Here is a 14,482-nt window from a genome sequence, read left to right on the forward strand (position 1 = left end):
GGATCAGGTTTCCGGCAGATGGGCAAGATCCAGGTGCTTGCTGCAGCGGGTGGCCAGTTCCGGATCGTGGGTGGCGAGAATCAGACCGCAACCGTGTCGGGTCTGCAAATCGAAGAGCTGCCCGATCACCGCCTCGGCGGTATGCCGGTCGAGGCTGCCTGTGGGTTCATCGGCAAGGATCAGGGCCGGCTTCATGGCAAACACCATGGCCAGTGCCGCGCGCTGGCGCTGTCCCCCGGACACCTGATCCGGGAAACGGTCTGCAAGCTCGCCGATGCCCAGTCGCTCGAGCCAGTCCTGACACTCATCCTCGGATTGGCCGGCAAGCCGGGCCCGAAAACGGACATTGTCCAGCAATGACAGGGCGGGCATCAGATTCGCTTCCTGGAAAACCACACCGATCTGCTGCCGGCGTAGATCGCCCCAGCGCGCGTCAGCCTTTCTGCCGGCCTCCATTGACCGGGTATCGAACGTCTCGCCGAGCACATGAACTACCCCTGCATCTGGTTTTTCCAGGCCACACAGGATGTTCAACAGGGTGCTTTTACCGGAACCCGAGCGACCGGTCAGCGCCAGTGACTCACCTGCATCAAGATGCAGTGAGAGATTCACAAGCACCGGCACGGGCTCCTCACCACTTCGAAACTGCTTGTTCAGGCGTCGGGCCGAAAGCAAAGAATCCACCATAGTTTTCCTGTCTGACTATTTGAGGCAACGCCTCTGACCGGCCAATCGGAGCCTGCTTGTCAGTCAGCTGCGCCGATAGGCTCAGCATAGGTTCCGTGCCGGCGCGCACGCCACTCGCGGAACTGCTCCAGCCAGGACAACAACGCGGGTATTACCAACAAAACCAGCAACGTCGATAGCCCAAGGCCAAAGGCAATAGAGGTGGCCATGGGGATCAGGAACTGGGCCTGCAGGGACGTCTCGAACATAAGTGGCAACAGACCGCCAATGGTTGTCAGGGAGGTCAGCATCACCGCCCGAACGCGCTGTACCGCGGCCTCGTTGAGCGCATCGGTAATACCCAGGCCCTTTTTTCGCTGCTGGTTATAGAAGGCTACGAGAATAATGGCGTTATTGACCACAATCCCCGACAGACCGAACAGACCAAAAAGAGACAGAATGGTCAGCTGCAAACCCATCAGCCAGTGCCCCAGCAACGCGCCCACCAGGGCAAATGGAATGATGGCCATGACGATCAGCGGCAGGCTCCAGGAGGCAAAGACCCAGGCCAGCACCACGTACATGAGCGCCAGACCGATAACCAGGCCGGTTTGCATGTCTCCAAGTGTCTCCCGCTGGTCGGCGGCACGGCCCTCAAAGCTGTAACGCACATTGTAGCGACTGGCAATGTCCGGCAGCGCCTCTGCCTCAAGGCTGGTCAGAATCTGGTCCGTAGTGCTGACCCGGGTGTTCAGTCCGGAGGTAACCTCCACCGCCAGCCGACCCTCGGCATGGCGCAGCGCCTGGAAGCCCTGACGGTGATCCAGATTCATGACCTGGGTCAGGGGTACAAAGCGACCGTCCGGAATCCGGATTGTGATGCGCGACAGGGTCGACAGCTGCTCCCGCTGATCCTGGGGCAGCTGCACGCGAACCTCAACTTCATCACGGCCATCCTGATAGATCTGGGCAATGCGGCCATCAAAAGCCGCCCTGAGCTGACGCCCCAGATCAGAGGTGGTCAGCCCCAGAGCCTCACCGTAGGCGCTGACCTGATAAATCAGCTGTTCCCTGCCCCACGGCATATCGTCTTCAACATCAAGCACGCCCGGAAGCGTCGAAAGCGCCTGGCCCAGTTCATCCGCCGCACGCTTCAGATCTTCGGCGTTCTCGCCCGTCAGCCGCACATTCACATCCCGGCCCGGCGGTCCGGCCTGGCGTTCGGAAATGGCCAGGTTGTCCAGCCCGGCCGGCGTCTCCAGCCGGCTGCGCCACTCGGTGATGAATTCCGGGTTGCGGACCGAGCGACGATCGGAGGGCACCAGTTCGATCATCATCGAACCGAGTTCGTCGCCGCTACGGGAACTGCCCTCGGCACCCTGGGTTGCGCCCCTGGTGGTGACTGCGTGCAGAATGAAATTACCACCCAAGGCCTCTTCGGTTTCATTGAGCGTTTGCTGCATCTGAGTCAGGAAATCATCCACCGTGCCGCGATCGGTGCCGGCCACGAAGCTGGCATTGGCGTAGAACACCGAAGGCTCCGGTGTCGGGAAAAAGTTGAACCCAAGGCGGCCACCGGCCAGCAGACCAATCGTTACGATAGCCAAAGCCACCGCACTCGCCACCGTGGCGCCCCGGTGTTGCAGGCTGTAACGGGAAAACCGCCGAAACCGGCCTTCCCGGAAACGGTCGAAACGCTGTTCGAAACCTCGCCGGAAGCGCTCCACGGGGCCAGGCTTTTTCGGCTCAGGTTCTGCCTCCCCCGCTTTTTTCTTGCGCCGGAGCACAAAGGCATGCCGAAGGTGCGCCGGAAGCACGATGAAACACTCAAGAAGGGAAGCGACCAGAACGCAGATCATTACCAGCGGAATATCGCCCAGAATATTGCCGATGACACCGCCCACCACCAGAAGGGGCATAAAGGCGGCAACGGTGGTCAATGAAGAGGCCAGCACGGGCCAGACCATGCGTTTGGCCGCCCCCTCCGAGGCGTAAATCGATTCCTCGCCCATTCGCGCGTGGGCGTCAGCGTCCTCGCCCACCACAATGGCATCGTCGACGATCACCCCCAGAGCCATGATCAGGGCGAACAGCGAGATCATGTTGATCGAGCCCCCAATCAGCCAGAGCACCGCCATAGCCGCCAAAAACGCCGTCGGAATACCCACAGCCACCCACAGGGCTACCCTGCCCGGGAGAAACAGATAAAGCAGGCAAACCACAAGTACCAGGCCACCCAGGCCATTGTTCACCAGCAGCGAGATACGGTCATCCAGAAGCTGCCAAGTCTCATCATAAACCTCCAGCTTTACCGTCGGCGGCAGTACCGGCCGGGTATCTGCCAGCCAGGTCTCCAGTACTTTCGCCGCCGCCAGCGAGTTGCCATTTTCCGATCGCTGCAGTTGCAGCTCAACCGCAGGCTTGCCGTCCTTTTCGAGGGTCACCTGGCTCTCGCGGGCCTCCTGACGGATGATCGCTACATCGCCCAGGTTCAGTTGGATCCTCTCACCACTGAGCACCGGAATGTTCTCGAACTCCTGAGGGCTGCGCCGCTGTTCCACGGCGCGGAGCTCCCGGGTGGCATCCTGCTGCGCCATCATGCCTGCAGGCAGATCCCGGGAGATCGCTGCCACTCGTTCGGCAATCTGGTCCAGCGACAGGCCCAGGGTCTCCAGCCGTTCAACCGGCACATCAATACTGATCTGCTGCTCAGGCAGGCCGCGAATCGACACCCGGTCGATACCGCGCTGGAGCAGTTCATCCTCAAACCGGTAGGCCAGTTGCCGCAGCTCGCTTCGATCAACATCACCAAACACCAGCAACCGGGCTACCGGCTCGTAACGTTCTATCCGGGTTACCTGGGGCTCTTCGGCCTCGGCGGGAAAGTTGGTGAATTCGTCCACCTGCTGGCGAACATCATCCAGGGCCTGAATCGGGTTGGTGCCCTCTTCGAATTCGAGCGTTATCGAGGAAACACCCTGGGCCGAGGTGGAGGTCATTTTTTTCAGACCATCCACACTGCGCAGGCGTTGTTCAAGCGGATTCGTGATTCCCTGTTCCACGTCTTCCGCGGAGGCGCCACTCCAGACCACCCGAACACTGACGACATCCAGGGCGAAGGTGGGGAAGAACTGGATGTTCATGCGGGTCAGGGCCAGCACGCCACCGAGCAGCATGACCAGCATCACCAGATTGGCAGCGACCCGGTGATGAACGAAAAAACCGATAACGCCCTTTCTTCGCCTCATTGCGCCGCCGCTCCGGAATCCGCCACATCCACCTTGAGGCCGGTGACTGCATTGGGCAGGTGCGTGGTGATCAGTTGCGCGCCAGACACCAGGGCTTCACCGGATACCAGCAGGCGTCGCTCGCCGTTCCTGCCCCGCGCTTCGCCAATGCGTTCGATCCGGGCTCGCTCCATCCGGCCATCGGATGACAACAGGTAAACGCTATCGGCACCGTAGAGGGCGCTGAACGGAATCGACACGGTATTACTCCGCGCCGCCCGCTCAAGCGTTACCGGCATCAAACCACCCGGGCGAATGCCCTTGGGGTCTCCCTGCAATTCGAGAATGGCTTCGGTTCCGGACGGGTCACTGGTTCCGGCAAAGCGCGCCAGCCGGAACCGGTGCTGATCTCCAGCACTGGTCGCGGTCAGTGTTTCCCCGCGCGCCAGGGCATCCAGAAGCTCGGCCCGGAACATTTCCGGCACCCTGGCCCTGAGTTCCAGGCCATCCACGGGATAGAGCGACAGCAGGGGTTCATTGCGGCTGACCTGGTCACCTGCAGCAACCTGGATATCGGTAACGATGCCATCGAAGGGCGCGGCCATGCGGGCCCGTTCGGCATCACGCCGGGTGCTGACCAGATTCGCCTCCGCCTGCGCCAGCTTCGCCTCAAGGCTCTGAAGCCGCGCCGGATGCTCTTCGATTGCCCGCTGCCGGGTATTTACCGTCAGCTCTGCCCTGGCTGCAGCGTCTGTGGCCGCTTCCAGGGCCTCGCGGGAAGCCAGATTGCGATTCACCAACGACCGGGTGCGCTCAAGCTGCCGCCGGGCGTTTTCCAGAATGGCCTGTTCGCTGGCCAGGGCGGCCTGATCATTCCGGTAACGGACCTGTTCCGATCGGATCTGGGCTTCCAGATCTTTTACCTGGGCCTCGGCCTGGGCCAACGCGGGCTGGATATCGGCCTCGTCCAATGCCACCAGAAGCTCGCCCTCATTGACCCGCTGCCCTTCCGTCACCGGCCGGGCACCGATACGGCCTGCCAGGGTTGCAGTCACTGTCAGTTGCTCCGGGGCCAGAACTTCGCCATACAGGGGCAACACCGGCGTGTGAGTGCCCGGCTCAATCTCCTGAACCTGAACACGCCAACTCCGCTCGGTGGCACTGACCTCTGCAGGCTCCGGGCGTGTCATCTTGAGAATCATAAAACCGGCGATACCGACGGCGAGAATCAATACGGGAATGAGTCGTTTGGACATTACTTGCTGGCCAGCTAAGGTAAAAAAAGCCCGTCGGGCTGTTAGGTTCAGACTACTATACAATCAAGGCTCGTTTTCGGATCGGACAAGCCTGGGTCCTGCGTCAATTTTACGCGGTGCATCCTTCATTCATGGCAACGGAGAGTATCTATCTTGGCAGTAGAACATCATGTCAATCTCCTTAACGCAACGCTGATTAACGGGCTGATCGTTGCCGTCGTGGTTCTGATCCACCACGAAGTACTGATTAATTTGAGCGGACTCCTGTCGAAAATGCGGCAGAGCCATAGGTTCCGGCTGATTGCCGCCGTGTTCGGCGTTCTCGCCGCACATACCCTGCAAGTCTGGATCTTTGCCGGTGCTTTTTACCTCATGCACCATGCCGAGGGCTGGGGCGAACTTGGCGGCAATTTCAGCGGCAGCATCCTGGACTGCGTCTACTTCTCCTTCACCACATTTACCACCGTCGGCTACGGGGATATCGAACCCTTCGGCATACTGCGTTTCCTCACCGGCATAGAAGCGCTTTCCGGGCTGGTTCTGATCACCTGGAGTGCCTCCTTCCTGTTCGTGGAAATGCAGCGCTACTGGCCCACCCGCTAGACTTTAGTCGAAGATTGACGGTTACTTTGCACGAATTCTGATCTAATACCCGTTTCTTGCGGCATGTGCACTGTCTTTGTACATATCGCCCCAGAGCGCCGGACATCCAGACCAGACTCATGGAAAGCTACAGGGAATCACAGAAGCACCTTGCCCGCCCTTACCGCAAAGCGGTACTGAAGACGCTGCTGATCTTTACCGCCATCAGCGGCCTGCTGTTTTTTACCCTCAACGTCCAGAGAGAGAATTACCCCCTGGCCTTTGCCGAGCTTGGCATGGCCTGCTACTCGGTTTTCATCTTCTGGGCCATTGGCAACACGAGACACCTGGAACGCTGGATTCTCGCCTTTATCCTGCCGTTCTGCATCACCATGATGTTCGCATTCACATCACCGCGAGCAACCACCACGGTCTTCGCCTGGGTCCTGTTGATTCCCATCCTTTCCCACCTCCTGATGGGTCGGCGCCTGGGCCTGCTGGTATCTGCCGTGTTCATGGGCACGGCAGCCGTGATCTTCTTTTTCAAATATCACGATGCGCCGGAGATGATGCAGCCCCTGCCAATTGCCAATATGGGGCTGATGTCACTGACCATCCTCGCGTTCTCCCATATTTACGAGATCACCCGGGAGCAATCCGAATCCCGCCTGCTGAAAATGGCCCAAACCGATGCCCTGACCGGCCTCGCCAACCGGGCACGCCTCAGCGATGTATTCGAACAGGAGCGCAAACGCAGCCTCCGCAACGGGACTCCGCTTTCCATGCTGGTACTGGATCTCGATCACTTCAAACAGGTCAATGATCAGCATGGTCACGAAGCCGGCGACCTGGCGCTCAGGCATGTGGCCAGTACCCTGCGCGCTTCGCTCAGAGCGACCGATCTTGCCACCCGGCTGGGAGGCGAGGAGTTCGCCATTCTGCTCACCAACACCACGGCAGACCAGGCCCATCAGGTGGCGGACAAGATCCGGAATGCGATTGAATCAAACCCCGTTCCTTATCAGGAGCAATCCATCGGTCTCACCATCAGCGGCGGCATTGCCCAGTTTGGTCCGGACGGGGCAGATCTGCGCAGCCTGATCGGCCGGGCGGACCAGTATCTCTATCATGCCAAGGACTCGGGCCGTAACCGGATCATCAGTTCTGACAGCGCTCTTATCCCCTGCCAGGCGTAGCAACCCTGGTTCAAACCCACTTGCAACGCGCCAGCGTGTAGTAAAGCAGAGGCACGACCACTACGGTCAGCAAGGTGGACATGGCCAGGCCAAATACCAGTGATATCGCCAGGCCGTTAAAGATCGGATCGTTCAGAATGAAGTAAGCACCCACCATCGCCGAAATCGCCGTCAGGGCAATGGGTTTGATGCGCACCGCGCCCGCCAGAACCACCGCCTCGTCCAGTTCCACACCCTCCTCGATCAACTGCCGGATGAACACCACCAGCAGGATGGAATTGCGCACGATGATGCCGGCCAGGGCAATCATGCCGATCATGCTGGTGGCGGTGAATTCCCGCCCCAACAGGGCATGACCGGGCATGATACCGATCAGTGTCAGCGGGATGGGCGCCATGATCACCAGCGGCAGAATATAGGACCGGAACTGTGCCACCAGCAACACAAAGATCATGAATATGCCGACGCTGTAGGCGGCCCCCATATCCCGGAACGTTTCGTAGGTGATCTGCCATTCACCGTCCCATTTCAGGGTGCCTTTTTCCGGCAACGGGGGCTGATCAATGAAATACTGTTCCGGTGCCCCCTCCTGTTGGTTCAGACGCTCAACCATGGCAAACATGCCGTACAGCGGTGAATCAATCTCGCCCGCCATGTCTGCGGTAACGTAAGTCACCGGCAAAAGATCCTTGTGGTAGATCGCGCCCATCCAGTCGGCGTCACGAACCTCGGCAATACTGGCCAATGGAACCAGCGCACCATCGCGACTGCGCACGTTCAGTGACAACAAAACCGAGGGCTGGGCCTTGTCGCCTTCGCTCAGAATTACCCGGATCGGAACCGGGTACTTGGCATGATCGTCATGCAGGAAGCTGACATTGGTTCCGCCCAGGGCCGTCTGAAGGGCAGCAACCACCTGGGCCTGGGACACCCCCAGCCGTGCCGCCCGATCCCTGTCCACTACCACTTCCCATTGCCGTGTGGGCGACTCCAGCGTGGTATCGATATCCACCAGGCCATCCACCCGGGTCATGCCTTGTGCCACCTGCCGGGCCAGTTCCGCCCGTCGGTCTTCATCCACCGCATAGATCTCCGCGACAACGGGTGAAAGCACCGGCGGCCCTGGTGGCACCTCGACAATCTTCACGCTGGCTCCGTACCGGTCACCGATCTCGGTCAGCGGATCCCGGAGAGATTGGGCAATCACATGGGACGGCCGGTCCCGACTCTCCTCATCCATAAGATTGATCTGGATATCGCCGTGATAGGGGTCGCCACGCAGGTAATACTGCCGTACCAGACCGTTGAAATTGATCGGCGAGGCGGTACCGGCGTATGTCTGCCAGTTGGCCACTTCCTCCACCGTTTCCAGGTGGCTGCCCATTTCCATCAACACCCGCTGGGTCTGCTCCATGGGCGTGCGCTCGGGCATATCCACCACCACCTGCAGTTCGGACTTGTTGTCGAAGGGCAGCATCTTCAGGATCACCGCCTGGAATACCGGCAACGAGGTGGCCGCCAGGGTCAGGCACACCACGGCCAGCGCCAGCAGACGCCGCCGCCACGGATGATCACCCAGAAACGGACCAAGCACCGTCCGGAAAATTCGCAGGGACAATGGGCTGACGCCGTCGGCGGAGCTGCAAGCCTCCTCGGCTTCGGCGGCCTGCTCCCCCTTCTTGTGCTTTAGAAGCCTGAAGGCCAGCCAGGGCGCCACCACAAAGGCGACAATCTGTGACAGCACCATACCGGCCGAGGCGTTGATCGGAATCGGGCTCATGTAGGGGCCCATCAGGCCACTGACAAACGCCATCGGAATCAGCGCCGCCATGATGGTGAGACTGGCCATGATGGTGGGCGTGCCCACCTCGTCCACGGCAACGGGAATAATGTCCTTCACCGCCCGCCGGGAGTTCTGGATCCGCCGGTTGATGTTCTCGGTGATCACGATGCCATCGTCCACCAGAATGCCGATGGAGAAGATCAGCGCGAACAGGGAGACACGGTTCAGGGTGAAACCCCAGGCCCAGGAAAACACCAGGGTCAGCAGCAGAGTAATCAGAACGGCAATACCCACAATCAGCGCCTGGCGCCAGCCCATGGCCGCCAGAACCAGCAGCACGACGCACAGGGTGGCGGAGATCAGATCAGTGATCAATTTGCGGGCTTTCTGGGAGGCGGTTACGCCATAGTCCCGGGTAACCAGCACTTCCACGGATTCCGGTAAGGCCCGGTTGCGCAACTGGTCCAGACGCTCTTCAATAGCCGTGGTGATATTGATGGCGTTCTCGCCCGGCTTCTTGGCGATGGCCAGGGTAACCGCCGGGTAAACCTGACCGGGCTGGCCAGCCTTGCCGTCCCCATGGGCCGGTCCGAATCCGGTCATCACACTCTGATCCGCCACAGTGCCACCCCGGCTAATGTCTGCGACGTCTTCCAGGTACACGGCCGCGCCGTTGTGCATACCCACCACCAGACGCCGGACATCCTCCACCGTTTCCAGAAGCGTTCCGGCCTGGACCGGTATCGACAGGTTGTCCCGGGTAATCCGGGCCTCCTGGCTGCTGGTGTTGGCCGCAGCCAGGGCGTTACGAATATCCTCGATGGTCAGGTTGAAGCCAGCCAGCAACGCCGGATCGAAACGGATATCCACGCGATCCGGAATGCCGCCGGTGGTATAGACATCCCGGGTGCCCGGAACCCGCTTCAGGGCAACTTCCAGCATGTGCGCCAGGCGGGTCAGTTCCTCACCCGTGTGGCCGTTGACCGGATCGTAGAGGGTCAGGGTCATCACCGGAACATCATCGATGCCCCTGGGTTTGATCACCGGCTGGGTCGCACCCAGATTGGCCGGCAGCCAGTCCTGGTTGGAATACACCTGGTTGTAGAGCCGCACCAGGGCTTCCTGACGTGGAATGCCCACCTCAAACTGAACTGTGATCACCGCCTGGCCCTGGCGAGACACCGAGTAGACGTGTTCCACACCCTGAATCTCGCTCATCACCTGTTCGGCTGGCGTTGCTATTGCGCTTTCCACCTCACGGGTACTGGCGCCGGGAAACGCCACCATGATATCGGCCATGGTGACATCAATCTGGGGCTCTTCCTCTTTGGGCGTGACCACCACGGCCAGCACGCCAAGAATGATCGCCAGAATGGCCAGCAACGGGGTGAGGTGGTTGTTCTGAAAAACCCGGGCAATGGCCCCGGATGGGCCAACGGGCGGCAAATCACGGCTCACGGATTCGACTCCTCGACCGCGCCTTCAGCCGGATTCAAACGATCGCTGCCCACCAGCTCGGAGGGGTTCGTGACCACACGCTCGCCTTCGCTGAGGCCGGCCAGGATCTCCAGCCTGCCGTTTTGCCGCACCCCCGTGCGTACCTGCCGCAGCCGGGGCTGATCCTGCTGGTCCAGCACGAACACGGCCCTGAGCTCGCTGCGCTGAATCAGGCTGCTGGCCGGCACCCACAGAGCCTCCCGGCTGGTAACCGGCACGCTGACTTTCACCAGCATGCCGGGAAACAGGGAGCCGTTGGGTTCACTCAGGCGCATACGCAGACGAAACGTGTGGGTTTGCGGATTGGCATAGGGGTAGAAGGTCATCTCACCGGTTTCCAGCACCCGGCCATCGGCCAGGGTAACCTGGGCCTGACGCTCCGTGCGGGCCAGTTCGGCGTATTTCTGGGGAAGGTCCACCACAACACGAAGCTGTTCCAGAGATAATCCACTGAGCAACGGCTGACCGGGATTGACCGATTCGCCAACCTCGACATGGCGCTCAGTAAGGATGCCACCATAGGGAGCCAGCACGCGGGTATAGGAGAGCTGCTCCTGCGCCTCGGAAACCGCACCTTTGGCTCGTTCCACCCTTGCCCGGGCGGCGGCCAGGTTGTTGCGGGCCTGGTCGAACTCCTGCCGGGACACCAGACCCCGTTCGTGCACTGCTTCAATACGTTCAAAGCGCTGGCTTGCGTCCGCCAACGCTGCTTCAGCCTCTTCCAACCCGGCCTGGGCCTGACGCAAACGGGACCGCTGCTCACTGTCCTCCAGCTGAACAATCAGGTCACCAGCGGCAACGGAATCGTCCACATCGTAGGGCAGGCTCTGGACGGTGCCACTGGTCTGGGCAGAGACGGTACTCTGCTGCACGGCTTCAATGACGCCATCGAGGTGCACGGTCTCTTGCAACTCGCTGCGCTCGGCAGTGGCTGCCATCAACTCCGGGCCACTGCCTTGGCCCAGCGCAATGGAGGACTGCAGCATCAAGGCCACAACAATACACGCAGCGGCTATCCGTTCCATCGGGCATCTCCGTTTATAGTTATGAGGTAAGAACCCAAGGTTATCAAAAATAAGCGCCAGGAACAGTTCAGGTGCTGTTCGAATGGCAAGAAGGTTTCTTTTTCAGAGCCTCAAATCCGATAATAATGTCCATACGCTCGTTGGTTATTTCATCCTGACGCACCAGACGGAACTGGCCGCCAACCTCCTCCAGCCGATCATCAACCGCCTGCTCTGCCTGCTGCATCAATGCCAGCCTTGCCGCGTTCTCAGTCACCATCGCTTCCGCCGATGCGCGAAAAACACTGGCAAAAATATGGTTGCGCAGCAGCGCTGCGAGCAGGGGTGTTGGCTGCATCGTATAGTCAGGCAGGGAGCGGGATTGCCATCCAGACTTCGCGGGTTCAGAAAGCAACGTGGAGGCCAGCGGCAACAACTGGCTCACTTCCGATTCACGCTGGCCCTTTTCGGCCCGTCGGGTGAACACAAGGGTAACGGCAATCCTGTTATGCACATCGCCGCCTCCGATTTCGTCCAGTCGGGTCACGATATCGCTCGCCAGACGCCCGATACCATCGGCCGATGCCGGCGGAAGAAAGGTAGACTCGGGCCTGATACCCTGATCGGCCAGGGCATCACTCATGCGGGCACCCACACACAGTACCCGGGCATGACCGCCCATCTTCAATGCTTCTGACAATGCGCTTTCAGCAAGCGCCTCGTTGTAGTTTCCACACAGACCATGATCAGAACCGAACACCACTAACAGCCGCTCTGCCTGCGCCACTGCGGGTACCGAAACAGGCCCGGTTTTGGCAACGAACGCCCGAATACCGCTCAGCACTGTCTGATGATAGGACTCAATGGATCGGGCAGCGTGCTCGTAGGGCACGGCGTTAATCGCAGACATGGTTTTCATGGTGTGAACAATGCTGCGAATACTGCTAAGGGTTTCGGTCCGTCTGGACAGGGTTTCAAGCGTCTGGGCCATGACGATCGTCTCCCGGCATTCCCAGTGCAACCTGGGCCACCTTCAAAAGGCTTCTCTTTTCCTCTTCCTCCAGCGAACGATTCTCCCGGATGCTCTCGGCGACATCTTTCAGAGAGTCGCCAATACTGTTCCGCATCCTGACCATGACCTCGGCAAGGTCTTTCTCCGGCAGGCCATCAAGCAGCCCTTCCAGGGCCGCCATCAATACCAGAAGCTGCTCGACGGCTGGCATGGGGTCCCGCTCGGGCTGTCGCAACGCAGTGCGCACTGCAGCCCCGCGGCTCAAGCGGGCCTTGGTGTTATCGTCCAGGCGAGTTCCGAACCGGGCAAAATCCTCCAGCTCCTCGAACTGGGACAGGGTGACACGCAGATTGCCAGCCACGTCCCGAAAAGCCCGGTGCTGAGCCTTCCCCCCGACCCGCGATACCGATAGCCCGATATCCACCGCAGGAAACTGGTTTTTCCTCACCAGCCTGGGCGACAGGTAGATCTGTCCATCGGTAATGGAGATGAGATTTGTCGGAATGTAGGCGGACAGATTCTCCGCCTGCGTTTCGACAATGGGCAGTGCGGTAATGGAACCACCCCCGGCGTCTGCGGTGAATTGACCGGCTCGCTCCAGCAATCTGGCATGCACATAGAAGATATCCCCGGGGAAAGCTTCCCGCCCCGGCGGGCGACGCAGTAGCAGAGAGAGTTCCCGATAGGAGCGGGCATGGTGGGTAAGATCGTCGAAAATCACCAATACGTCCCGCCCCTGGTCGGCAAAGTACTCCGCCATCGTCATCGCTGCATAGGGTGCGACATAGGCCAGCCCGGGCGCGTCCTCATCCCCGGCCGCAACAACTATGGTGCTCGCGAGCTGGCCGGCTTTCCGCAGTGTTTCAATGACTCGGGCCACCGCATCTCCGCGCTGGCCGATTGCGCAGTATATGCTCAGTACGTCTGAGCGGGCCTGGTTCAGAATCGTATCGATAGCAATGGACGTTTTCCCGGTCTGTCGGTCCCCAATGATGAGCTCCCTTTGGCCCAGACCGATCGGGACCGCACCATCAATGACCTTGATACCGGTGGCCAGCGGTCGGTTCACCGGAGCCCGGCTCAGTATGCCGGGCGCGCTGGCCTCCACCGGTCGTTCAGCTGTCGACACTACAGTTCCCTTGCCGTCACGCGGGCTTCCGGTGGCATCGAGAATGCGGCCGATAAGGCTCGTGCCCACCGGTACGCTGAATACTTTATGGGTTCGCCAGACATCCTCTCCCGAGGTGACCCGATCAGAAGGCCCGAGCAAAATCACGCCCAGTCGATCCGGCTCCAGATCCAGCACCACACCCCGGACACCCGAAGCGAACACCAGCAACTCGTCAGCAAGTGCCCGCGCAAGGCCTGAGACAACAGCAATACCGTCACCAACCTCGGCAACCGTGCCCACTTCGGTCAGCGCAGGGGCAGGCGTCGGGCCGTCCAGTAAGGCACCCAAAAAGTTCCTGGCCGGAGTAAAGGACGGTTTCTCAGCCATGATTTTGCATCCATCCGGTCCCACCCGACGCCAACCGCTCGGATAACATTCCGGTCAGCTCATCGGTATAACTGTCGACCGTCCAGGCCACCTGAACGCTGCCAATACGCAGGATCAGCCCCGGAGCCTGACCGGGATCCGTCGTGAAACCCAATTCAAGGTCCGGAGCCAGGCCTGCCAACGCCGTTCGAATCTTTTCCTGTGTGCTTTCCGGGAGCGGCTTATGAGTAGTCGCAACAGCCTGTTCCGCGATGCCAGCGGCGGAGACCAGCTCCGACTTCATGGATTTCAGCTTTCCGATCACATGCAGCCCGATACGCTCCTCGAGATCTTCATCCGCCAGATCGCGCAGGGCCCGTCGCACCAGTTGGTAAAGTGTTTCGGCGCTGGCCAGGTGCAACTCACTGATAAATCGGTCCCGCTCTGAAGTCAAATGTGCCTGCCATTCCTGTTTTTCCCGTTCCAGGCTCTCACGCGTGGCGGCGAGCAGAGTGTCTTTCTCTTTTTCCGCCTGCTGACGAATACGCTCCACCTGTTCGGAGTTGTCGACCAGCAATGCCTGCTTCTGCTCCAGAAACGCAGCTTCGGCGGCTGAGGCCTTCTTCTGCGCTATCTCCGCTTCCCCCATCCGTGCGGCGATCTCGGACTCACGGGCATCGATTCCATTCAGGATGGGCTTGTACAGAAAACGTTTCAGAAGCCAGACCAGCACCAGGAAATTGCCGATCTGGGCAAGCACCGTGACCCAGTCAACAGACATG

General features: G+C 60.2%; 10 protein-coding genes. 2 read left to right on the forward strand and 8 right to left on the reverse strand.

Annotated elements, in window-relative coordinates:
- Nucleotides 1-3: 3 nt before the first annotated feature.
- Genes A8B84_RS10815 through A8B84_RS10825 form a run of 3 tightly spaced genes read right to left on the reverse strand, consistent with a single transcriptional unit; the run spans nucleotide 4 to nucleotide 5,149 of the window.
- Nucleotides 4-687: an ABC transporter ATP-binding protein gene (locus A8B84_RS10815; RefSeq protein WP_064229198.1), complete on the reverse strand. Its 684-nt coding sequence runs from the start codon at nucleotides 685-687 to the stop codon at nucleotides 4-6.
- Between the two features lie 59 nt (nucleotides 688-746).
- Nucleotides 747-3,914 (reverse strand): efflux RND transporter permease subunit, encoded by a 3,168-nt coding sequence (locus tag A8B84_RS10820; RefSeq protein WP_064229199.1) that lies wholly within the window; start codon nucleotides 3,912-3,914, stop codon nucleotides 747-749.
- The gene (locus A8B84_RS10825) at nucleotides 3,911-5,149 is read right to left on the reverse strand and encodes an efflux RND transporter periplasmic adaptor subunit (RefSeq protein ID WP_064229200.1); all 1,239 of its coding nucleotides are present in this window, start codon (nucleotides 5,147-5,149) and stop codon (nucleotides 3,911-3,913) included. The genes A8B84_RS10820 and A8B84_RS10825 overlap by 4 nt, the downstream gene beginning before the upstream one ends.
- Before the next feature lie 153 nt (nucleotides 5,150-5,302).
- On the opposite strand from A8B84_RS10825, the gene A8B84_RS10830 reads away from it, so the two are divergent.
- Nucleotides 5,303-5,752, forward strand: coding sequence for a potassium channel family protein (locus A8B84_RS10830; protein WP_064229201.1), 450 nt, complete (start codon nucleotides 5,303-5,305; stop codon nucleotides 5,750-5,752).
- Nucleotides 5,753-5,871: 119 nt separating this feature from the next.
- The gene (locus A8B84_RS10835) at nucleotides 5,872-6,927 is read left to right on the forward strand and encodes a GGDEF domain-containing protein (protein WP_064229202.1); all 1,056 of its coding nucleotides are present in this window, start codon (nucleotides 5,872-5,874) and stop codon (nucleotides 6,925-6,927) included.
- A gap of 10 nt (nucleotides 6,928-6,937) precedes the next feature.
- Here the strand turns inward: A8B84_RS10835 and A8B84_RS10840 are convergent, their stop codons facing one another.
- From A8B84_RS10840 to A8B84_RS10860, 5 genes are all read right to left on the reverse strand, one after another.
- Complete coding sequence (locus A8B84_RS10840; RefSeq protein WP_064229203.1) at nucleotides 6,938-10,168, reverse strand: efflux RND transporter permease subunit; 3,231 nt, start codon at nucleotides 10,166-10,168, stop codon at nucleotides 6,938-6,940.
- Nucleotides 10,165-11,232, reverse strand: a complete 1,068-nt coding sequence (locus A8B84_RS10845; protein ID WP_064229204.1) for an efflux RND transporter periplasmic adaptor subunit — start codon at nucleotides 11,230-11,232, stop codon at nucleotides 10,165-10,167. The genes A8B84_RS10840 and A8B84_RS10845 overlap by 4 nt, the downstream gene beginning before the upstream one ends.
- Nucleotides 11,233-11,299: 67 nt before the next feature.
- Nucleotides 11,300-12,202 (reverse strand): F0F1 ATP synthase subunit gamma, encoded by a 903-nt coding sequence (locus A8B84_RS10850; RefSeq protein ID WP_064229205.1) that lies wholly within the window; start codon nucleotides 12,200-12,202, stop codon nucleotides 11,300-11,302.
- Nucleotides 12,186-13,721 (reverse strand): F0F1 ATP synthase subunit alpha, encoded by a 1,536-nt coding sequence (locus tag A8B84_RS10855; RefSeq protein ID WP_064229206.1) that lies wholly within the window; start codon nucleotides 13,719-13,721, stop codon nucleotides 12,186-12,188. Before A8B84_RS10855 ends, A8B84_RS10850 begins: the two co-directional genes overlap by 17 nt.
- Entirely contained in the window at nucleotides 13,714-14,481 is a 768-nt protein-coding gene (locus tag A8B84_RS10860; protein ID WP_064229207.1) for a F0F1 ATP synthase subunit B, read from the reverse strand. Before A8B84_RS10860 ends, A8B84_RS10855 begins: the two co-directional genes overlap by 8 nt.
- Between the last annotated feature and the right edge of the window lies 1 nt (nucleotide 14,482).

The organism is Marinobacter sp. EhC06 (assembly GCF_001650915.1).
GTDB lineage: Bacteria > Pseudomonadota > Gammaproteobacteria > Pseudomonadales > Oleiphilaceae > Marinobacter.

Coding starts and splice junctions, on each gene's coding strand:
- A8B84_RS10815 (WP_064229198.1), bottom strand. CDS start 687: ATGGTGGATTCTTTGCTTTCGGCCCGACGCCTGAACAAGCAGTTTCGA.
- A8B84_RS10855 (WP_064229206.1), bottom strand. CDS start 13,721: ATGGCTGAGAAACCGTCCTTTACTCCGGCCAGGAACTTTTTGGGTGCC.
- A8B84_RS10860 (WP_064229207.1), bottom strand. CDS start 14,481: ATGTCTGTTGACTGGGTCACGGTGCTTGCCCAGATCGGCAATTTCCTG.
- A8B84_RS10825 (WP_064229200.1), bottom strand. CDS start 5,149: ATGTCCAAACGACTCATTCCCGTATTGATTCTCGCCGTCGGTATCGCC.
- A8B84_RS10845 (WP_064229204.1), bottom strand. CDS start 11,232: ATGGAACGGATAGCCGCTGCGTGTATTGTTGTGGCCTTGATGCTGCAG.
- A8B84_RS10835 (WP_064229202.1), top strand. CDS start 5,872: ATGGAAAGCTACAGGGAATCACAGAAGCACCTTGCCCGCCCTTACCGC.
- A8B84_RS10850 (WP_064229205.1), bottom strand. CDS start 12,202: ATGGCCCAGACGCTTGAAACCCTGTCCAGACGGACCGAAACCCTTAGC.
- A8B84_RS10820 (WP_064229199.1), bottom strand. CDS start 3,914: ATGAGGCGAAGAAAGGGCGTTATCGGTTTTTTCGTTCATCACCGGGTC.